The sequence below is a fragment of the Mesorhizobium sp. WSM4807 genome, assembly GCF_055811615.1.
In genome coordinates this window covers 85,163-104,471 of sequence record NZ_JBVVQY010000011.1, presented here as the reverse complement: position 1 = coordinate 104,471, position 19,309 = coordinate 85,163, and the positions used below count along the sequence as shown (strand labels likewise).

Sequence of the window (19,309 nt, the reverse complement as noted above, 5' to 3'; positions counted from 1 at the left end):
TTTTTGAGCTTTAGGATTTTCGATGACCGAACTGACGCCAGAGACTGTTACCCGCCTCTGGACCCCGACGGGTTTTAGCGAGGACGAGTGGAGCCATGCCGAGAGTGCCGACGCACTGTCCGGCAATGGCCGCTTCATCCTGCCGCTGCAGGCGTTTCTCGACCTCGATCCGGCGGTGCGCCGGTCGGCGAAGGAGCGCCTCGGCGTGCTGCTTCAGCCCGGCGATCAGCTCGAAAAGATCGCGGACCTGCTCGACCAGATATCGCTGGTGGCGCTGGCCTTCCCGGCTTTCAGTGACGGCCGGTCCTTCTCCAAGGGCGAACTGCTGCGCAGCCGCTACCGTTTCGAGGGCGCGGTCCGCGCCACCGGGCAGGTTCTGGTCGACCAGCTTCCGCATATGCTGCGCCTCGGCTTCGACGAGTTCGAAGTATCAAATCCAGTGTTGCTGAAACGGCTCGAGGAAGGCCGCACCGGCGGTCTGCCGCTCTCCTACCAGCCGACCGTGAAGCCGGAGGCCAAAGGACCCAAATATTCCTGGCGGCGGGTGCGCGCCGGCTGATCTTCCCCACGGAGCATGTCGCATCTGGTCGGACCACTTTGCAGATTCAATCTTTTATTTTCGGCGTCCGCACCTTAAGATAGGGCCTATTATTTCGCGATCCGAAATAAATACCGCCACCAAGGGAGGAACCGGGAATGGCTGGTAAGAAGATACTGATGCTCGTTGGCGAGTTCAGCGAGGAATACGAGATTTTCGTCTTTGAACAGGCCATGCATGCGGTCGGCCACACGGTCCATGTCGTGTGTCCCGACAAGAAGGCGGGCGATATCCTGAAGACGTCGCTTCACGACTTCGAGGGTCACCAGACCTATACGGAAAAGCTCGGCCACGACTACATCCTCAACAAGAGCTTTGCCGAGGTGAATCCGGCCGAATACGACGCCGTCTATGCGGCAGGCGGGCGCGGCCCGGAATATATCCGTATCGACAAGCGCGTGCAGGCGCTGGTGCGGCATTTCCATGAGACCGGCAAGCCGATCTTCACCATCTGCCATGGCGCGCAAATCCTGATGGCAGTCGACGGCGTGCTGCGCGGCAGGGAAGTCGCGGCGCTGCAGTATTGCGAGCCGGAAGTCACGCTCGCCGGCGGCACCTACATCGATGTCGCGCCGACCGGCGCCCATGTCGACGGCAATCTGGTATCGGCCAAGGGTTGGCCGGGCCTCGCCGCCTTCATGCGCGAATGCCTGAAGGTGCTCGGCACCGAGATCCGCCACGGCGAGATCCTGATGCGCGACGAACGCAAGGCGGCTTGAGCCAGGTCTTGGAAAACCGCCGCACCTGTGGTGCGGCGGTGCGTTTACGCAGTCATCCGCGCTTCGCGAAACGACACCAGCTTGCTGCGGCTCTCATCCCACAGAGCCAGCTTGACGCAGCGCAGGCTGTCGAGAAGCGTGACGCGGCCGATTTCGCGCAGTTCCGGATAGTCCCTCAGGACTTCCTGCAGACGATAGCACGGCACCTTGGCGGAGAGGTGGTGCACGTGATGGACGCCGATATTGCCGGTGAACCAGTTCAGTACCGGCGGCAGGTCATAATAGGACGAGCCGTGCAGGGCCGCATGCTGGAACTCCCATTCGGAGTCCTTTGCCCACTCGGTCTCTTCGAACTGGTGCTGGACATAGAACAGCCAGATGCCGGCGGAACCGGCCAGAACGACGATGGGCAAATGGACAACCAGGAACGCTTCGAGGCCGACGAACCAGACGAGGGCAGCGGCGGCGACTGCGATGGCCACATTGGTGGCCATTGACGACACCCAGGGCGTGAGGCCGCCTCGCATCATGCCGACCGGCAGTCTCTGCTCAAAGATGAAAAGCCAAATGGGGCCGAGGCCGAACATGACGAGCGGATGGCGATAGAGACGATAGGCAAGGCGGCCCCGCCAGGACATTTGCCGATATTCGGCGACAGTCAGCGTCGTGATGTCGCCCGTGCCGCGTTCATCGAGGTTGCCGGCGCTTGCGTGATGGGTAGCGTGGGCACGCCGCCAGCAATCGTAAGGGGTCAAGGTCAGGATGCCCAGCCCGCGGCCGATCCAGTCGTCGGCGGTGCGGTTGGCGAAGAAAGAACCGTGGCCGCAATCGTGCTGGATCATGAAGATCCGCACCAGAAAGCCGGCGGCAGGAAGGATCAGGATCAGACCCCACCAATGACCATGGGCATAGGCAGCCGAGGACAGTGCCCACAGCGTGGCAAAGGGGATGAGGGTGATGGCAAGTTCGACGGCGCTGCGCCGCCTGTCAGGTTTCTTGTAACGCGCCAGGATTTTCAACCAGGCACGTTTGCTGTTCGCTACAGCTTCGGGGGAAATCATGTTCATCAGGAAGCATAGACGGACCATTCCGTCGCCGCAAGGCAGGGATCACGCGAAGTTACTGCGCGTAATTGTCGCGCGATGCTCTAGGTGCTGCAATGTCGAAGGGCATGCTTGGACTCCGGCGGCACGCAACGACAGGCGAATGTGTTGGTCTATCGCCGTCTGCCACCGGCGGCTACGCTGCTTTCGATGCCGTCCAGGCGGTCAAGCAATTCCTTGAAACGATCGGGAATGTCGTTCTCCGTCCGGAACGCCGGCAACGCGCGCAGAAAGTGCATCGTTGCCTCGGTGCCGAACTGGCGCCTGATGCCGGCCGCGAGCCTTTCACGTCTTTCGTCATTGTTGCGGGCGCCATTCTTGTTACAGTCGCCATCGTTGCGGGTCATTATCTCAAAATCCTGTGTCGGCTTCGAAACTCTTCCAGCAGACGAATGGTTCCCCCATCGCAGCATCTTGGCAAGCAAAGCCGGCGCTTACAGTAAAATTTGAATTAATATCGAAAGGTCTTCATGGTGCGTCGTCGAAGCGCGAGCGGCCGCTCCAGTATCGCTTGCCCCTTGATTTTTGGCCGCCAAACCTCGATATCGGGCACAAAATCCACATCATTCGAAAAGACGGGAAACGGCGATGAGCGACCAGGCAAAAGACGAACGCGCGCCCGAGGATATCGAAGCGGCTGAGGCCGCCGCCGAGCGCTCGGAAGGCAGCGTCGACGGCGACTATGAAGCGCTTGTGCGGCTGTTGAAGGAAAACGACGAGCTGAAGGACCGCGCACTCCGTGTCGCGGCCGAGATGGAGAATCTGCGCCGCCGTACCGCCCGTGACGTGCACGACGCGCGTGCCTATGCGGTTGCCAATTTCGCCCGTGACATGCTGTCGGTATCGGACAATCTGCGCCGCGCGCTGGATGCGATCCCGGCTGAAACCAAGGCGTCGGGCGATGCCGGCTTCAAGGCGCTGATCGAGGGCGTCGAGCTCACCGAGCGCGCCATGCTATCGGCGCTGGAGCGGCACGGGGTGAAGAAGCTCGAGCCGGAAGGCGAGAAATTCGACCCGAATTTCCACCAGGCGATGTTCGAGGTGCCCAATCCGGAGGTGCCGGCCAACACCGTGGTCCAGGTCGTGCAGCCAGGCTATTCGATCGGCGAGCGGGTGTTGCGGCCGGCCATGGTCGGCGTTGCCAAAGGCGGTCCCAAGCATGTGGCTGGTGAAGCGCCGGTCGAGCCAGGGCCGGTGAATGAGCAAGCTGAGAAGGATGCGTAAGTTAGGGGAGTAGGGGGAATAGGGCAGTACGGGAGTAGGGAATAACGCCACCTACGATAAAGTAGAGCAATTGCCTACTCCGGCCGTTGGCCTGCTCCCCCCTACTCCCCTACTCCCCTACTGCCTTATTCCGCTACTGCCCTACTCAGGCGGCGAAACGCTGGGCTTCCCCGCCATAATAATTGACGTAGCGGGCGCCGATCTCCTGGACCGGCATCACGACGAACACGTCGACCGTCGAGAATTCGCGGTCGATGACGCAGCCGTCGCCGATGCGCGCGCCGACGCGCAGATAGCCCTTGACCAGCGGCGGCATCGCCGCGATCGCGGCCTTGGCATTGACCGCCTCGATCGGCATCAAATCCATGGAACAGTAGCGCCCGGCGACCGCACGCACGTCCCAGGCCGAATTCGTCCGGCAGTGATGGGCGAGATAGGTCAGCGCTTCGGCGTGCGCCGCCGGCACGGTGCCGTGGAACGAAGCGCAACCGGTCATCACGCCGATCCCGTAATGGTTGATATAGGCCCAAATACCTTGCCAGAGCGCCTCGATGGTGCGCTTCGAGCGGTATTCCGGCAAGACGCAGGAGCGGCCGAGCTCGAGGAAACGCTGGCCGGGATGGCGGGCGATAAGATTGGTCAGTTCGAATTCGCCCTCGGAATAGAAGCCGCCGGCCGCTGCCGCGATTTCCTGCCGCAGCAGGCGGTAGGTACCGACAATGCGGCGATGCTCGGGACCGGACAGCGAGGTATCGAAGACGAGCAAATGATCACAAAGCGGATCGAAATGGTCGGCGTCGCGGCGGTCCTGCACCTGGAACAGGTTCTTCCTGGCACCAAGCTCGTCATAGAACACCCGGTAGCGCACTTCCTGCGCGGCGGCGATCTCGGCCTCGTTGCGGGCGAGCCGCACTTCGAGGTTGCCGATTCGGCCGAGCGCTTCGCCTTTTATGACGGCATCGACGTTCCGCCCGGTGAGCAAAGCACCACTGGCGTTCGGCCGAGCGTCACGTTCCGGCATAACTGTATGCACGAGTGATTCTCCTTCGAGCCATCCCTCTTGGCACGGGGATACGGTGTAGGTGCAACAGGATTGTGACAGTACCGTGATACGGTGCTACGGGCAATACTTCGTCGGCTGGGTAATCCTTCAACCGGCTATGTTACGCAGGGAAGCCAGGAAGGACAGCCGGCGGATCAGGCGGCCACCTGGCCCTCGATCGCATGGACAAGCGCGTCGGGGTCGAGCGGCTTGGTGACGAAGCCGCTGGCGCCATGGGCAAGCACCGCGTGGCGCGTCGTTTCCTGGCTGTCCGCCGAAAGCACCATGATTGGAACCGGCGGCACGGCGGTTTCCTCCTCGTGCCGGCGGATGGCGGCGATGGCGTCCAGCCCGTCCATGACAGGCATGTGCAGGTCCATCAGCACCACGTCGAAGCGGTGCTTCTGACCGGTCCCAGTGACGGCCTCGACGGCGGCCTTGCCGTTGCCGACCACTTTCACGCGATGCCCGGCCTTCAGCAGAGTGGCACGAGCAAGCATGGCGTTGATGTCGTTATCCTCGGCGATCAGCACGGACAGCCCCTGCCTGCGGCCGCCAATGGCACGGACGGATGGTGCGCCGGGCTTTTCCAGCTGTGGCAGGGTGAGGGCGGGCACGCTGCTGGTCAAAAGCACGCGCAGCAACGTCTCGCCGCGCACCGGCCTTGCCAGGAAGGTGGCGTAGCCGCTGGCGCGGAACTCGCCCAGCATGCCCCGGTCGGTAGGCGCGATCAGCGTGATCGCCTCGCAATCGGCAAAGCCGCTCTGGCGAAGGCGTTTGAGCAACTTGCCGTCGCCCTCCTCCATGGCCGCATCGACCAGAAGCACGTCGCAGCCTTCTGCGAAGGACGCTGCCTGGGAGGCGGTCGCGGCCAGATCGACCATGCCGCCATTGGCACGGATGGTGCGGGCGATGGCGTCGGCCTCGATGGCGTTCTTCGACAGGATCACCGCGCGCCGTCCTGACAGCGCATTCAGGCGGGTCTGCGGCGGCTCGGTGGCCGATATTGCAGGGATTTCGAAGACGAACTCGGAGCCTTGGCTGAGCCGGCTCGATACCGAAATCGTGCCGCCCATGGCGATCACGAGGCGCCTGGAGATGGCAAGACCGAGCCCGGCGCCGCCATGCGCGCGGGTCGACGTGCCATCAGCCTGTTCGAATTCCTCGAAGATGCGCTCCATGTCGTCCTCGTGCAGGCCGGGACCGGTGTCGGCGACGGTGAAGCATATGCGGTCGGTGGTTTCGGTGCGGGTACGAGCGATGCTCACCAAAACGCCGCCGCTGTCGGTGAACTTGATCGCGTTGCCGATCAGGTTGAGCAGCACCTGCCGGACCCTTCCCGGATCGGCTGATATCATCTGCGGCACGTCGGGTTCGACATGGCAGCCAAGGCCGATATTCTTGGCGAAGGCGCGCGCAGCCAAGAGTTCGACGACGTTGTCGGCGATCTCGCGCACCGACATTGGCTGCGGTTCGGGATCGAAGCGGCCGGCCTCGATCTTCGAATAGTCGAGCAGATCCTCGATCAGCGCCAGCAGTGCGCTGGCCGAGGTCGAGACGGCGCCGACATAGGTCCGTTGTTCGGGCGAGAGATTGGTGTCCGCCAGCAGCCTGGCCATGCCGATGATGCCGTTCATCGGCGTGCGGATCTCGTGGCTGACGGTGGCGAGGAAGCGCGATTTGGCCTGGCTTGCATATTCGGCTCGCTCACGGGCGGTGATCAGCGACGATTCGGCGTGCTTGCGGGCGGTGATGTCGCGGGCGATGGCGCGATGCGAGGCGCCGCCGTTCTCCTTGTCGCGCACGGACAGTTCGATCCATGAGAACCAGCGCGGGCCAGCCGGCGTGCGAATGGCGACGTCGGTGGAACTCAGGCATTCGTGGTCGGAAAAAGCGGCATCGGGAACAATGCCGACGTCGATGCCGAGTTCGGCAAGGGTCCTGCCGGCAAGGTCGCGCTGATCGGCTCCGACAAGATCGGCGAAAACCTTGTTGGCATAGACGATGTGGCCGTCACGGTCGCGGTGGACGACGAGATCGCCAAGCGCGTCGATCAGCCCGCGAAAGCGTTCCTCGCTCTCCTGCATCTCCCACATGCGGTCGGCCAGGGTCTCGACCTCGGCGCGGCTGCGAGCTGCGGTCTCGCCAAGGAGGGCAACCGTACGACGCTCCTTGCGACTGGCACGCAGATGCACGGCGAGACCGGCCATGCCAGTCGCCAAAAGGCCGAAAGTGATGAAGACCGGCGCTCCGGTCAGATGCGACAGACCTGCCAGCACGACTATGGCGACGAGCGTCAGGAACGGCAGGCCTTCGCGATTGGCGGCGGGCAGCTCGGGCGCCAGTGGCGGCGCTGCGATATGCTGCCGTCTTGGCGCCTCCGGGCCGATCTCGTCGACGCTTTCGGCGCTCTCCGTTTCTCTGATGCCGGATTCCGTGACCATGCGGAAACCTTGCCAGACAGAGATTATGGAAAATTGCGGCCGATCGTTCGAATTTTATCGGTCGCGCGGTTTTTTTGCCTTCCTTTCGCGCAAAACGGCAGACGACAGAACTCACATATCCACCACCACGCGGCCACGGATCTTGCCCTCGACGATGTCGTGCGCGGCGTCGATGATGCCGTCAAAGCCAATGGTCGTGGATAGGCTGGCGAGCTTCTGGAGATCGAGGTCCGTGCCGATGCGGCGCCACGCCTCCAGGCGGACCGCTTTTGGCGCCATCACCGAATCGATGCCGAGCAGACAAACGCCGCGCAGGATGAACGGGGCGACGCTCGCCGGCAGATCCATGCCGCCTGCCAGGCCGCAGGCGGCGACGGCGCCGCCATAGGAGGTCATCGAAAGGACGTTGGCCAGCGTGTGACTGCCGACCGCATCGACGCCGCCGGCCCAGCGTTCCTTGGCGAGCGGCTTTGCAGGCTGGGCAAGCTCGTCGCGCGAAATTACTTCCGCAGCACCCAGGTCGATCAGATAGGGGCTTTCAGCGCTGCGGCCGGTCGAGGCGATGACATGATAGCCGAGGCTGGACAGGATCGAGACCGCGACCGAGCCGACGCCGCCGGCCGCGCCCGTCACCACCACCGGGCCGCGATCGGGCACGATGCCGTGCCGTTCCAGCGCGATGACGCAAAGCATGGCGGTGTAGCCGGCGGTGCCGATCGCCATGGCATCATGCGGGCTCATGCCCTGAGGCAGCTGCACCAGCCAGTCGCCGTTGACACGGGCACGCTCGGCATAGGCGCCAAAATGCGTCTCGCCGACGCCCCAGCCGTTCAATATGACCTTGTCCCCCTTGCGCCAGTCGGCATGGGAAGACGAGACGACGGTGCCGGCGAAGTCAATGCCCGGCACCAGCGGCCAGCGGCGGATCACCGGCGCCATGCCTGATATGGCGAGGCCGTCCTTGTAGTTCACCGTCGTCGCCTCGACGGCGACGGTGACATCGCCTTCCATCAGGTCGGCCTCGGTGAGGTCAGTCACCGCGACCGACTGTTTCTTCTCGGCGTCGCGCGAAACGAGGATGGCTTTGAAGGTTTCGGACATGTCTTCTTCTCCTCGGGCTTCTCGAATGGCCACTGTATGGCGGCAGAAGGCCAGGTCAATCGCTTGAGGGCTTGGCCTCGCGCCGCCAACCGATGAGTTCGTCGAAGACGACCACCACCGCGCCGACCGCGATGAAGGCGTCGGCGAGGTTGAAGATGGCAAAGGACCATACCGGGGTGTGGAACAGGATGTAGTCGATCACGTGACCATAGGTAACGCGGTCGAACAGATTGCCGAGCGCGCCGCCGACGATCAGCGCAAAACCGATGCGGGTAAGCACGTGGCCGGGCGGGGTGCGGGCCGCGAGATAGAGCACGAAAGCGACGACGAAAGCGGCGATGACCACCAGGCCGGTGTCGCCGAAGGACGAAAACATCGAGAAGGCGATGCCGGTGTTGTAGGTGCGATACAGCGCCAGGAACGGCACAAGATCGACCTTTTCCTGGAAGGCGAGGCCGGTCTCGACCAGGTATTTCACCCACTGGTCGAGCGCTATCGCGGCGGCGACCAGCAGGGCGTAGGGGAACCATGATTTTGCCGTTGGGGATTTGACCATTTGGGATGTCACGGTTTGGCGTCCTCCGGGGCAAGTTTCAGCGCGCCGCGCCGGATCTCGAACAGCATGATGCCGGTGGCCACCGCGAGATTGAGCGAATCGGCGCGGCCGGCCTGCGGAATCCGCAGCAATCTGTCACAGCTTTCGGCCATGCTTTCGGGCAGGCCCTGCTGCTCGTTGCCCATCATCAGCAGCACCGGGCCTTTGGAAAAGTCGACCGAGCGGTAATCGACCGCACCCTTCAGATGTGTGCCGGCAACGAGGCCAGGAAAGCCTTTTCGCCACGCAAGGAAGGTTTCCGGCGTCGCCTTGGCGACCGGCACCGCGAAGATCGAGCCCATCGTGGCGCGCACGGTCTCGACGGAAAAAGGATCGGTGGTCTCGCCGACCAGGATGATGCCCTTGGCGCCAACGGCATCGACGGTGCGGATGACGGTGCCGAGATTGCCGGGGTCGCGCACGCGGTCGAGCGCCACCCAGACGTCGCCGTCTCGAGCGCGGATGTCCTTCAGCGGCAGGAATTTCTGCGAAAAGACGCCGACCACCATTTGCGGGTTATCGCGGCGGGTGATGGCGACAAGCACTTTTTCCGAAACTTCGAGCACGGTGCCGCCGGCGGCAACCGTGCGCGCCGCGACCTTTTCGACTGCAGCATTGCCGCGTCCGGCCTTGGCGAAGACCAGCGTCCGGATCGACCAGCCGAGGTCGAGCGCGTCGATGACCAGCTTCAGCCCCTCGGCCATAAAGGCGTTCTGCTGGTCGCGGAATTTCTTCAGGGAGAGCGCCTTGATGTCCTTGATCAACGGATTGGCGAGGCTGGTCACTTCCTTCACCTGCCCTGGCGCGCCGGCGTGCCGCTCGCTCATTCAGGCCACCCAGCGTGAGAACAGCGACGTAGACAGCGCCCGGCCGGCGGATTTCTCGCGGATGATCAGTTCGCCCGATTCGACCGTGCCGCCCATGCCGGCAAATGTGTCGCGCATCAAGGCATGGATGGCGAAGAAGGAGGCGCGGATCGAATAGGCGGTCAGCACGACAGCGAGCGGCTTCGGCGTCAGGATCGAGCGGCAGAGGTCGGTCAGATCAGGCAGGTCCTCGAACAATTGCCAGACCTCGCCCTTGGGGCCACGGCCATAGGCGGGCGGATCGAACAGGATGATGTCGTAGCGGCTGCCTCGGCGCTCCTCGCGCTCGGCGAATTTCATGGCGTCGTCGATGATCCAGCGGATCGGCTTTTGCGACAGGCCCGCCATCTCCTGGTTCTCCCTGGCCCAGCCGATCGCCTTCTTGGACGCATCGACATGGGTGACCTCGGCGCCGGCGCGCGCCGCCACCAGCGAGGCAAGGCCGGTATAGCCGAACAGATTCAGCACCTTGACCGGTCGCTTCGTCGCCGCGATCAGCCCGGCCATGTGGTCCCAGTGCGAGGCCTGCTCGGGGAAGACGCCGACATGGCGAAACGAGGTGAAGCGGCCGAGATAGTCGATTCCGTCATGCTTCATCGGCCAGGTCTCGCCGAGCGGCGTCTTGGGGAAGCGCCAGCGGCCGATGCCTTCCTCGTCGGTGTCGCCGGTGAAAATGGCGTCGGCGCGGTCCCAGTCTTTGGCCAGCAACGCTTTTTGCCAGATCGCCTGGCCTTCGGGCCGGACGATGCGATAGGGCCCGTACTGCTCGAGCTTTTGACCGGCGCCGCTGTCGAGCAGCGCATAATCGGCGTTGGGCGCCACTTCGAGGATCAGCGGCAGGTGTTCGGCGGGCAGGGCGCCGTCGCGGCGGGAAAGGACGCGCGGCGCGGCTTTCGGCTCGGTGCGGTTGCCCGATGCTGTGCCGGTCCCGCGCTGCACCTGTTCCGCCCCGCCCTTTGCGAGCTGATGCGAGCGGCTGTCGCGGCGTTTGTCGCGAAAAGGTTTCAAGAAGAGCATCTCCGGGGCGACTTGGCCCGCTTCTGCCACAGCACATTCACCGGTGCAACAAACGCGGTCGCTGGACATTTCCGAAACGGTCAGCCGCGCCTGATCCAAAGCAGGGCGGCAACCGATACGAAACCGACTGCCTTGAAGGCGGCGACGATCATATGGCCGGTTTCCCAGCGCAGTCGGATCGCTTCGAAATTTTCCGGAATCGGTCCAGGCACCCAGGTGGCCAGAATATCGCTCGCCGGCTTGACGAGAGCAAACCACATCGCAAGAGACACCGCATAGAGCACGGCAGCGGCCAACGCGTACCAGAACGCCGGACGGTCAGTGCGCAGCATCCATGCGAGAAGTCCCGGGCAGCCGATCGCGGCCACGTCGAGTGGCGCGCCAATGACGGCAAATAGCTGGAACTGGGCGTTGAAGACAGTCGTCTCGCGCCAGAGCGAAGGCGACCACTTCGTCAGCCGAGGAGCCGATTCCAGGACATGGGCGAAGGACGGTCCAAGGCTGAACGCCGCGACGACTGCGGCCAAGATGGACCAGAACAGGAACCCGCGTATCTCCATAACGCCCGAACAACGGCGTGACGCCGGTGACGTTCCCCCACGGAAGGCAGTAGGGCAGTAGGGGAATAGGGAGTAAGTGAATAGGGAAAATACGACTTGTAGGAAGCCGCACGATTGGTACGGCTTGCCCTAATGCCCTAATGCCCTAATGCCCTACTGCCCTACTCTTCAGCGCCTTGTACACCGCAATGCCGGCGGCGAGGTCTTCGAGGGCTGCGCCGACCGATTTGAAAAGCGTGATCTCACCTGGGCTCTGCCGGCCCTTCTTTTGGCCGCGTGCCAATTCATGCAGGTCGGCGACGATGGCTTGCGCCTCCAGCACGCCCGAGGCCAGCGACTGGACGATGTCGCCCGCTTCCTTGGTGGCGCCGGCCCAGGTGTCGACATAGACGCGGGCACGCGCAATCGCATCGTCGTCGCTTTCGCGCATGGCCGGCGTGAAACCGCCGACCAGATCGACATGGGTTCCCGGCTTCAACAGCGCGCCCTTGATCAGCGGCGTGGTCGTGATCGTCGCCGACGAAACGATGTCGGCCTGGCCGAGTTCGGCGTCGAGATCGCTCGCGGCGGTGGCCGCAAAGCCCTCGGCGCGCAATTCCGCCGCAACCTTTTCGGCATTGGCCGGCGTGCGGTTCCAGATGCGGATGGCGGTGATCGGCCGCACCGCTGAATGCGCCCTGGCGAGGAACGGCGACAGCGCGCCGGCGCCGACCACCAGCAGCCGCTCAGCGTCCTCGCGGGCCAGATAGGAGGCGGCCAGCGCCGAGGCGCAGGCCGTGCGCCACTGCGTCAACCGCTGGCCGTCGATCATGGCTTCAGGCTCGCCGGTCGCGCCGTCGAGCAGGAGGTAAAGCCCCATCACCGCGGGTTTGCCTAAGGTGTTGTTGTCGGGCGACACCGTGACGATCTTGACGCCGATATGGCCGCCTGCCGACGTGCCGGCCGCATTGAAGTCGGTCCAGGCCGGCATCAGGAGCAGCGTCGAGGCCGCGCCGTCGGGCCGTTCGAGCGTATGGTGATGCCTGACAGGTTGTATCGCGCCATCGCGAAAAGCCGCGCGCAGCGTCTCGACCAGGCCGGGAAAGGTCAGCGCATGATCGACCTCGGCCGCCGAAATAGTCAGCATGGGAAACTCCGTGGAGAGAAATACGCCTAACGCATAACCGCGGAAATCGGAACCGATTTTCGGAAAAGATCATGCGTAATCAAAATGGTACGGCGTCCTTTGTGCGTCCCAAAGGACGTGCGGCGCTGTGTTGGCTCAGCTGGTCGGCTTCGGCAAGGCCGGGCCTTGTGGCGCAGCCGGCGCACGGTTGACCGCCTGGCGCAGGTTCTCGGCCTCGACGCCGCGCTGGCGCGCCAGCCTGCGATATCGGCCCTGCTTGATCCAGGTCGCCAGGCTGCCGACGACCATGCCGATGGCGAGAGCCAGGAACAGAAAGATGAAAAGCGGCAGCGTCACCGTCAGCGTCGGATTGCCGGGGTTGAACGGATCCAGGGTGAAGGCAACCGGATCGCGATTGGCGACCGCCAGCGCAATCAGGATGACGGCCAGCGGCACGAAGACCACGACGAGCATGAAGCGATTGAACATGGAATTTCCTGTCGAAGACGGGCTCGACCGCCGGCCGCGCCCTACTGAAAAGGCCGGCATGGCGCAAGAGCTCGCGCGGCGCCTATTTGCCGCCGTTCAGCCTTTCACGTAATTCCTTGCCGGTCTTGAAGAACGGCACCCATTTCTCCTCGACCTCGACGGATTCGCCGGTGCGCGGATTGCGGCCGGTGCGGGCGGGGCGGTTTTTCACCGAGAAAGCACCGAAACCGCGCAGCTCGACCCGGTTGCCTTCGGCAAGCGCGTCGGTGATCTCGTCGAAAATCGCGCCGACGATGTTTTCGACGTCGCGCAGAAAAAGGTGCGGGTTGCGTGTGGCGATGATCTGCACAAGTTCGGATTTGATCATGAGAAGGCTCCCCGTGAAAACACTGCGGTCAAAATTATGAGGATGATTTTATTTGCTTTTTTCACTCGTCTCAAGGGTGCCAGACGGAAACGAGACCGTCAAGAAACAAGCGGTCGGCACCAAGTTCGTGAATGATCTCGCCGCCATAGTCGGGCAGGCCGAGCGTACTGCCGATGGTTCGCGCCATCGCTTTCGAGAACAGGAAGCCGCCGCTTTCCGCGTCCTTCCACTCCACCACCTTGAGCTTGGCGTCGACGCCCTTTGTCGCGAGCCAGTCGATCGCTTCGGTCTCGCCGCCGACCGCGTCGATCAATTTGTTGGCAACAGCCTGCCGGCCGGTGAAGATCGATCCGTCGGCCAGGGCCAGCGCCTCCGGCTTGGTCATGTTGCGTCGTTCGGCGACGACGCCGACGAACCAGTCGTAGCTGTCCAGGATCAGCTTGCGGACCATGGTGCGCTCGTCGTCATTGGTCGGCTTGAAAGGCGATGGCGAGGCTTTCAACGGTGAGGATTTCACTTCCTCGAGCTTGATGCCGAGCCTGTCCATAAGGCCGCTGACGTCCGGATACTGGATCAGCACGCCTATCGAGCCGACGATCGACGATTTGCGCGCGACGATATGATCGGCCGCGGTGGCGATCATGTAGCCCGCCGATGCGGCCAGCGTGCCGACCTCGGCCACCACCGGCTTCTCGGTGGCCAGCTTGCGCACTGCCTCGTAGATCGATTCGCCCCCGACGGTGGTGCCGCCCGGTGAATCGATCGACAGGATCACAGCTTTCACCCTCGAGGATTGACGGATGGTATCCAGTTGTTTGATCAGGTCTTCGTCTTCGGTAATGGTGCCCTCGATCTTGACCTTGGCGATATGGTCGACCGCCGTGCCAGTGAAGTCGTCACCGTAAATCCAGCTCGAAAAGGCAATCAGCCCGACTGCCGCGACAACAAGCGCTGCAACGCGCCAGAATGTCAGCTTGCGGCGCAAGCGGCGGCGGTCGATCAGGTCGTCGGCTCTCAGTGCCATGGTCAGCCTCATAGTCGGTGGAAGCAGATGCTTTTAAAGCAACCATCCGCGCCCGGCTACCGATTCCTGACGAGCTTGCGCCAAAGACAGGGTTTCGACGTTCGCGACCCGGCGTTTCAAGAGACATCAAGACCAATCCACAGGCCCCTAACGCTGTGCGCCTGTATCTGGTATGAGATGCAAGTCGTGCCGGTTTCATTTTCGTTTGTACAACTGCAACCGTCACACTTTTGCGGTTTTCCTCCGCTTGTGCTTGCTTGAGGGCGCCGGCATCCCACCTATAGGGGTGCTTGGCGGCAGGGGTTTAAAAGAAAGCAGTTATGTTAGCGCGACCGATCGAACCGACCAACACCGAGACGGAGTTGGCTCCCCCGGACGTAGGCCCGGCGCGGGTCGACGCCTTCGGCATTGCCCAGCGCCATTCGCGCCGCGTGCGGATCTTGAAGCTGGCGGTGCCGCTGGCCGCTGCCGCGATCGCGGTCGCCTTCCCGATCTATTCCTATCTCGCGGCGCCTGGCTCAATCCAGGTCGAGGCCGACGGCAGCGCCTTCGCCAATGGCAAGCTGGTGATGGCCAATCCCAAGCTCAACGGGTTCACCAAGCAGAAACTGCCCTATTCCATGACGGCCTTGCGCGCCATACAGGACGTGACCAAGCAAGGCATCATCAATCTGGAGGGCATCGACGCCAAGCTGCCGATATCGACTGACAATGTGGCGGCCATCAATGCCTCGCACGGCACCTACAATCGTGACGGCAACACGATGAGCCTGACCAGCGATGTCACCATAACCACCACCGATGGCTTGGCGGCAAAGTTCAAATCGGTCTTTCTCGATATGGGCAAAGGCACTATGAAGACGAACGACCCGGTCGACGTCAGCCGCGGCGGGTCGCGGATCACCGCAGATTCGATGTCGATCCAGGACAACGGCAAGATCGTGGTTTTCGAGAACAGAGTGCGTGTCAACATCGATCCCGCCAGCTTGAAAGCGGCAGAGGCAATGAGCGGAGAATCCAATGCGGTTCAGTAGTTCGACACGGCTCGGGGCCGCAGCTTCGGCGTTGCCGGCCCTTGGGCTGGTTTTGGGGCTGAGCTTGGGGACGACGCCGGCTCTGGCGCAGTCCAAGGCCACCAGCCAGTTGTCGGGCCTCAAACTGTCCGGCGACAAGCCCATCCAGATCGAAAGCGATAAGCTCGAGGTCCGCCAGGCGGAAAGCGTCGCCGTGTTCACAGGAAATGTAAGCGTCGTCCAGGGGCCGACTTTGCTCAAGGCCGGCAAGATGACGGTCTATTACGTCAAGGACGCCGACGCTGACGCCAAGGAAGCGCAGGACGCAGGTGCCGCGATGACCGGCTCGGCCAACATCGACCGTCTGGAGGTCGCCAACAAGGTCTATATCAAATCGGACGACCAGGTCGCCACCGGCGACAGCGGCACCTTCGACATGAAGACGGAAGTGCTGGTGCTTTCAGGCAGCAAGGTCGTGCTTTCGCAAGGCGACAATGTACTGGTCGGCTGCAAGCTCACCGTGCAGATGAAGAGCGGCCTGGCCCAGGTCGACGCCTGCGGGGGCCGCGTCATGATGTCGATCACGCCGCCGGCGAAGTCGGGAGCGGCGAACCCCTGATGGTCGACGTAGCATCGCTGATGGCGCGTCTTCCAGGACGCGCCGCCAGCAAACTTGCGGCACCGGCCACGGTCAGCGTCGACCAGGTAAAGTTCAAGGGAACCTTGATCGCCAAGGGCCTGACCAAGAGCTACAAGGGCCGCAAAGTCGTCAGCGGCGTGACGATCGGCGTGCGCGCCGGTGAGGCGGTCGGGCTGCTCGGTCCCAACGGCGCCGGCAAGACGACCTGCTTCTACATGGTCACCGGCCTTGTGCCGGTCGATGAAGGCACGATCGAAATCGACGGCTTCGATGTCACCTCGATGCCGATGTACCGCCGCGCCCGCCTCGGCATCGGCTACCTTCCGCAGGAAGCGTCGATCTTTCGCGGCTTGAGCGTCGAGCAAAACATCCGTGCCGTGCTCGAAGTGGTCGAAAAGAGCCGCAAGGAGCGCGAACGCAGTCTCGACGAACTGCTCGAGGAGTTTCACATCAGCCATTTGCGCAAGGCCCCGTCGCTGTCGCTTTCCGGCGGCGAGCGGCGCCGCCTTGAAATCGCGCGCGCACTGGCGACCCGCCCCGCATACATGCTGCTCGACGAACCTTTCGCCGGCATCGATCCTATCGCCGTCGCCGATATCCAGCAACTCGTGCGCCATCTGACGGCGCGGGGCATCGGCGTGCTCATCACCGATCATAATGTCCGCGAGACGCTCGGCCTGATCGACCGCGCCTACATCATCCATGCCGGCCAGGTGCTGACCCATGGCCGGGCCGATGAAGTGGTCGCAAACCCGGATGTGCGGCGGCTTTATCTCGGTGAGGGATTTACACTCTAAGCGGGAAAATTCCCCTCCAAGCGCGATTTTTGGCGCGAGACGAGCCTTTTTCTCCGATTTCTCCTCCAAATAACGCACCGACAGGCGAGTTTTGATCGCTGTCGCCTTGACAAGCAAAAGCCGGGCCAGTTTCTATGCCCAACTCCTTCCGGCAGTCCGGATGCGTAGACAGGGCGTTTGAAAACCGAACCATGGCGTTGGCGGCAAAACTACAGCTACGACAGTCCCAGTCGCTGGTGATGACGCCGCAACTCATGCAGTCGATCCGGCTGCTGCAGTTCACCCACGTCGAGCTGGAACGCTTTATCGATGACGAGATCGAGCGCAATCCTCTACTCGATCGCGCCGAGCCGCAGGACGATGCCGTCAGCGATCAGGCGCAGAAGATCGATGCCGCGCCGGAAACGGCCACCGGCGGCGACTGGTTCGAGAAGGAAACGGCGTGGAGCGCCGAGGCGATCTCGGAAAAGCTCGATACTTCGCTGGAAAACCTGTTTCCCGACGACCCCGGCACCAGCGAGCGGCTCGGTCCCGACCTGACGGCCCAATGGAAATCGGCCTCCGGCAACGGTTCCGCGTCCTCGTCGGACGGCTTCGAGGTCGGAGACATGGCGGCCGCCGCCATCACGCTGCGCGAGCATGTCGGCGAACAGGTCGCGCTTGCCTTCGCCGACCCGGCAGCACGCCTGATCGCCAGCGAACTGGCCGATGGCCTCGATGAGGCCGGCTACATGCGCGCCGACATGGCTGAGATCGCCGCTCGTCTCGGCACCGACAGAGCGGCGGTGACGAATGCACTCGAGGTCTGCCAGACATTCGAGCCCGCCGGCATCTTTGCCCGCGACCTCGCCGAATGCCTGTCGCTGCAGCTTGCCGTCCGCGACCGGCTCGACCCGGCGATGAAGGCTTTGATCGCCAATCTCGAGCTCCTGGCGCGGCGCGATTTCCAGACCCTGAAACGGATCTGTGGGGTCGACGAGGAGGATCTGCTCGACATGCTGGCCGAGATACGTGCGCTCGATCCGCGCCCGGGGATGGCGTTTTCGGGCGGTGCCAGCGATGCGATCGTCGCTGATGTCGAAGTGCGGGCGGCCAATGACGGGAGTTGGGTGATCGAACTCAATGCCGAAACGCTGCCGCGCGTGCTGGTCGACCATATCTATTTTGCCCAGGTTTCACCGCATGCGAAAAACCAGACGGAAAAGGATTTCCTGGCGGAATGCCTGCAAAACGCCAACTGGCTGACGCGCAGTCTCGACCAGAGGGCGAAGACCATCCTTAAGGTTGCCTCAGAAATCGTGCGCCAGCAGGACGCCTTCCTCGTCCATGGCGTGCGTCACCTGAAGCCGCTCAACCTGCGCACGGTGGCCGACGCCATCGGCATGCACGAATCGACCGTCAGCCGGGTCACCGCCAACAAATACATGCTGACGCCGCGCGGCGTGTTCGAACTGCGCTATTTCTTCACCGCCTCGATCGCTTCGTCGGGTGGCGGCGATGCGCATTCGTCTGAAGCGGTGCGCGACCGCATCAAGCAGTTGATCGACGAGGAGAAACCGGCCGACGTGCTTTCCGACGACGCGATTGTGGATATGTTGCGGGAAAGTGGCGTCGATATCGCCAGGCGCACGGTCGCCAAGTATCGGGAGGGCATGAATATTCCCTCGTCGGTGCAGCGGCGGCGTGAAAAACGCGCTTTGGCCAGCGCCGGACGTTGATCCCCGACGGAATTTCCACAGCTTTCGCGCTTCATTGACAAGCCGCAATGAAGTGGCTAGAAGCCCGCCCGCATGGGACGGGCTACTGCCCGCATGCGGATGGTCCGTCACGACGTTGGCCACGGGACGGTCAAAGAAGGCGGCTTGTGATCAACCGGAAAGTTCGGATTTAAAATCGGCGCAAGTGACGCCGCAAAGCTTGTGCGCACAGACCACGGGTATAAACTCGGGACAGTTTGAAGCCTGAGCAAGGAAGGTCAGTTTTCAGATGACACTGCGCATATCAGGAAAACACATGGATGTCGGCGATGCGTTCCGTACGCGCATCAACGACCGTGTCGGAGAAGTGATCGGGAAATATTTCGATCGGGGCTTTTCAGGGCAAATTGTAGTCGTCAAATCGGGGTCGCGCTACACGGCCGATTGCATGATCCGTCTGGATTCCGGCGCTTCGCTGCAGGCGACCGGTGAAGCCCAGGACCCGACGCTCGCTTTCGAGGCCGCGGCGGATCGCCTCGAAACCCGCCTTCGGCGCTACAAGCGTCGGCTGAAGTCACATAATTCAGGCAATGCCAATGGCGAACTCACCGACATCGCCTATACGGTGATGGCGCCGCTTGCCGATGACGATGAGGAAATACCGGAGAATTTCGCGCCAGCCATCGTCGCCGAATCAACCATGACGCTGCGGACCATGTCGGTGGCGTCAGCCGTGATCGAGCTCGACACCAAGGACAGCCCGGTTCTCGTCTTCCGCAACGCCGGAAACGAGCATCTCAATATCGTCTATCGCCGGCCGGACGGAAATATCGGCTGGATCGACCCGTCTACGACCAAGGTCGCGCAGGGATGACGACCAAGGCCGCACTGGGATAAGGAACCAGCCG

The 19,309-nt window shown here is 62.8% G+C and carries 21 protein-coding genes; 8 read left to right on the top strand and 13 right to left on the bottom strand.

The genetic code is table 11. From position 1 onward, the window contains the following. Positions 1–22 precede the first annotated feature (22 nt). Positions 23–559 (top strand): DUF934 domain-containing protein, encoded by a 537-nt coding sequence (locus AC0L3N_RS16720; RefSeq protein WP_095496870.1) that lies wholly within the window; start codon positions 23–25, stop codon positions 557–559. Between the two features lie 137 nt (positions 560–696). Next, complete coding sequence (locus AC0L3N_RS16715; RefSeq protein ID WP_123151722.1) at positions 697–1,317, top strand: DJ-1/PfpI family protein; 621 nt, start codon at positions 697–699, stop codon at positions 1,315–1,317. 44 nt (positions 1,318–1,361) lie between these two features. On the opposite strand, the gene AC0L3N_RS16710 is transcribed toward AC0L3N_RS16715, so the two are convergent. Together AC0L3N_RS16710 and AC0L3N_RS16705 are read right to left on the bottom strand one after the other, a co-directional pair. Then, on the bottom strand, positions 1,362–2,384 hold the full coding sequence (locus tag AC0L3N_RS16710) for a fatty acid desaturase (protein ID WP_123151723.1): 1,023 nt from the start codon (positions 2,382–2,384) through the stop codon (positions 1,362–1,364). A 149-nt stretch (positions 2,385–2,533) separates the two neighbouring features. Further along, positions 2,534–2,767, bottom strand: coding sequence for a hypothetical protein (locus AC0L3N_RS16705; protein ID WP_123151785.1), 234 nt, complete (start codon positions 2,765–2,767; stop codon positions 2,534–2,536). Between the two features lie 241 nt (positions 2,768–3,008). Here AC0L3N_RS16705 and grpE point away from each other — a divergent pair, with 241 nt between their 5' ends. Continuing rightward, positions 3,009–3,644: a nucleotide exchange factor GrpE gene (gene grpE / locus AC0L3N_RS16700; RefSeq protein WP_123151724.1), complete on the top strand. Its 636-nt coding sequence runs from the start codon at positions 3,009–3,011 to the stop codon at positions 3,642–3,644. Between the two features lie 145 nt (positions 3,645–3,789). Here grpE and olsB read toward each other — a convergent pair whose 3' ends face one another. The 11 genes from olsB to sppA all read right to left on the bottom strand — a co-directional run bounded on the left by olsB (position 3,790) and on the right by sppA (position 14,254). Next, positions 3,790–4,665 (bottom strand): l-ornithine N(alpha)-acyltransferase, encoded by an 876-nt coding sequence (gene olsB, locus AC0L3N_RS16695; RefSeq protein ID WP_165848842.1) that lies wholly within the window; start codon positions 4,663–4,665, stop codon positions 3,790–3,792. Positions 4,666–4,841: 176 nt separating this feature from the next. After that, a complete protein-coding gene (locus tag AC0L3N_RS16690) occupies positions 4,842–7,130 on the bottom strand; it encodes a hybrid sensor histidine kinase/response regulator (protein WP_473548637.1) in 2,289 nt (762 codons plus the stop codon). Between the two features lie 111 nt (positions 7,131–7,241). Beyond that, positions 7,242–8,231 carry an acrylyl-CoA reductase (NADPH) gene (acuI, locus tag AC0L3N_RS16685; RefSeq protein WP_473488047.1) on the bottom strand — a complete coding sequence of 330 codons (990 nt, stop codon included), beginning with the start codon at positions 8,229–8,231 and terminating at the stop codon, positions 7,242–7,244. A gap of 55 nt (positions 8,232–8,286) precedes the next feature. After that, a complete protein-coding gene (lspA, locus tag AC0L3N_RS16680) occupies positions 8,287–8,787 on the bottom strand; it encodes a signal peptidase II (RefSeq protein WP_095496863.1) in 501 nt (166 codons plus the stop codon). 8 nt (positions 8,788–8,795) lie between these two features. After that, the gene (locus tag AC0L3N_RS16675; protein ID WP_123151729.1) at positions 8,796–9,653 is read right to left on the bottom strand and encodes a TrmH family RNA methyltransferase; all 858 of its coding nucleotides are present in this window, start codon (positions 9,651–9,653) and stop codon (positions 8,796–8,798) included. Next, entirely contained in the window at positions 9,654–10,700 is a 1,047-nt protein-coding gene (locus AC0L3N_RS16670; protein WP_473548636.1) for an RsmD family RNA methyltransferase, read from the bottom strand. 89 nt (positions 10,701–10,789) lie between these two features. Beyond that, the gene (locus tag AC0L3N_RS16665) at positions 10,790–11,269 is read right to left on the bottom strand and encodes a DUF1772 domain-containing protein (protein WP_473548634.1); all 480 of its coding nucleotides are present in this window, start codon (positions 11,267–11,269) and stop codon (positions 10,790–10,792) included. Positions 11,270–11,414: 145 nt separating this feature from the next. Then, positions 11,415–12,395: a bifunctional Delta(1)-pyrroline-2-carboxylate/Delta(1)-piperideine-2-carboxylate reductase gene (lhpI, locus tag AC0L3N_RS16660; protein ID WP_473548633.1), complete on the bottom strand. Its 981-nt coding sequence runs from the start codon at positions 12,393–12,395 to the stop codon at positions 11,415–11,417. A 135-nt stretch (positions 12,396–12,530) separates the two neighbouring features. Further along, positions 12,531–12,863, bottom strand: coding sequence for a LapA family protein (locus AC0L3N_RS16655; protein ID WP_473548631.1), 333 nt, complete (start codon positions 12,861–12,863; stop codon positions 12,531–12,533). A gap of 82 nt (positions 12,864–12,945) precedes the next feature. After that, a complete protein-coding gene (locus AC0L3N_RS16650) occupies positions 12,946–13,230 on the bottom strand; it encodes an integration host factor subunit beta (protein WP_006200394.1) in 285 nt (94 codons plus the stop codon). Positions 13,231–13,300: 70 nt separating this feature from the next. Then, the gene (gene sppA, locus AC0L3N_RS16645) at positions 13,301–14,254 is read right to left on the bottom strand and encodes a signal peptide peptidase SppA (RefSeq protein ID WP_473548630.1); all 954 of its coding nucleotides are present in this window, start codon (positions 14,252–14,254) and stop codon (positions 13,301–13,303) included. Between the two features lie 320 nt (positions 14,255–14,574). Between sppA and lptC the strand changes: the two genes are divergently transcribed. The 5 genes from lptC to hpf all read left to right on the top strand — a co-directional run bounded on the left by lptC (position 14,575) and on the right by hpf (position 19,275). Further along, entirely contained in the window at positions 14,575–15,288 is a 714-nt protein-coding gene (gene lptC, locus AC0L3N_RS16640; RefSeq protein WP_473548629.1) for an LPS export ABC transporter periplasmic protein LptC, read from the top strand. After that, positions 15,275–15,886: an LptA/OstA family protein gene (locus AC0L3N_RS16635; protein WP_473548628.1), complete on the top strand. Its 612-nt coding sequence runs from the start codon at positions 15,275–15,277 to the stop codon at positions 15,884–15,886. The genes lptC and AC0L3N_RS16635 overlap by 14 nt, the downstream gene beginning before the upstream one ends. Beyond that, complete coding sequence (gene lptB / locus AC0L3N_RS16630) at positions 15,886–16,704, top strand: LPS export ABC transporter ATP-binding protein (RefSeq protein ID WP_123151735.1); 819 nt, start codon at positions 15,886–15,888, stop codon at positions 16,702–16,704. Before AC0L3N_RS16635 ends, lptB begins: the two co-directional genes overlap by 1 nt. Positions 16,705–16,895: 191 nt before the next feature. Next, entirely contained in the window at positions 16,896–18,422 is a 1,527-nt protein-coding gene (rpoN, locus tag AC0L3N_RS16625) for an RNA polymerase factor sigma-54 (RefSeq protein WP_123151736.1), read from the top strand. 268 nt (positions 18,423–18,690) lie between these two features. Then, complete coding sequence (gene hpf / locus AC0L3N_RS16620; protein WP_123151737.1) at positions 18,691–19,275, top strand: ribosome hibernation-promoting factor, HPF/YfiA family; 585 nt, start codon at positions 18,691–18,693, stop codon at positions 19,273–19,275. Positions 19,276–19,309: the final 34 nt, after the last annotated feature.

Bases quoted from the DNA above. Each gene is read 5' to 3' on its own strand.
- AC0L3N_RS16720 (WP_095496870.1), top strand. From the start codon at position 23: ATGACCGAACTGACGCCAGAGACTGTTACCCGCCTCTGGACCCCGACG.
- hpf (WP_123151737.1), top strand. From the start codon at position 18,691: ATGACACTGCGCATATCAGGAAAACACATGGATGTCGGCGATGCGTTC.
- olsB (WP_165848842.1), bottom strand. From the start codon at position 4,665: ATGCCGGAACGTGACGCTCGGCCGAACGCCAGTGGTGCTTTGCTCACC.
- AC0L3N_RS16675 (WP_123151729.1), bottom strand. From the start codon at position 9,653: ATGAGCGAGCGGCACGCCGGCGCGCCAGGGCAGGTGAAGGAAGTGACC.
- AC0L3N_RS16650 (WP_006200394.1), bottom strand. From the start codon at position 13,230: ATGATCAAATCCGAACTTGTGCAGATCATCGCCACACGCAACCCGCAC.
- AC0L3N_RS16665 (WP_473548634.1), bottom strand. From the start codon at position 11,269: ATGGAGATACGCGGGTTCCTGTTCTGGTCCATCTTGGCCGCAGTCGTC.
- sppA (WP_473548630.1), bottom strand. From the start codon at position 14,254: ATGGCACTGAGAGCCGACGACCTGATCGACCGCCGCCGCTTGCGCCGC.
- grpE (WP_123151724.1), top strand. From the start codon at position 3,009: ATGAGCGACCAGGCAAAAGACGAACGCGCGCCCGAGGATATCGAAGCG.
- acuI (WP_473488047.1), bottom strand. From the start codon at position 8,231: ATGTCCGAAACCTTCAAAGCCATCCTCGTTTCGCGCGACGCCGAGAAG.
- AC0L3N_RS16705 (WP_123151785.1), bottom strand. From the start codon at position 2,767: ATGACCCGCAACGATGGCGACTGTAACAAGAATGGCGCCCGCAACAAT.
- AC0L3N_RS16710 (WP_123151723.1), bottom strand. From the start codon at position 2,384: ATGAACATGATTTCCCCCGAAGCTGTAGCGAACAGCAAACGTGCCTGG.
- AC0L3N_RS16690 (WP_473548637.1), bottom strand. From the start codon at position 7,130: ATGGTCACGGAATCCGGCATCAGAGAAACGGAGAGCGCCGAAAGCGTC.
- lptB (WP_123151735.1), top strand. From the start codon at position 15,886: ATGGTCGACGTAGCATCGCTGATGGCGCGTCTTCCAGGACGCGCCGCC.
- AC0L3N_RS16635 (WP_473548628.1), top strand. From the start codon at position 15,275: ATGCGGTTCAGTAGTTCGACACGGCTCGGGGCCGCAGCTTCGGCGTTG.
- AC0L3N_RS16715 (WP_123151722.1), top strand. From the start codon at position 697: ATGGCTGGTAAGAAGATACTGATGCTCGTTGGCGAGTTCAGCGAGGAA.
- lhpI (WP_473548633.1), bottom strand. From the start codon at position 12,395: ATGCTGACTATTTCGGCGGCCGAGGTCGATCATGCGCTGACCTTTCCC.
- rpoN (WP_123151736.1), top strand. From the start codon at position 16,896: ATGGCGTTGGCGGCAAAACTACAGCTACGACAGTCCCAGTCGCTGGTG.
- lspA (WP_095496863.1), bottom strand. From the start codon at position 8,787: ATGGTCAAATCCCCAACGGCAAAATCATGGTTCCCCTACGCCCTGCTG.
- lptC (WP_473548629.1), top strand. From the start codon at position 14,575: ATGTTAGCGCGACCGATCGAACCGACCAACACCGAGACGGAGTTGGCT.
- AC0L3N_RS16655 (WP_473548631.1), bottom strand. From the start codon at position 12,863: ATGTTCAATCGCTTCATGCTCGTCGTGGTCTTCGTGCCGCTGGCCGTC.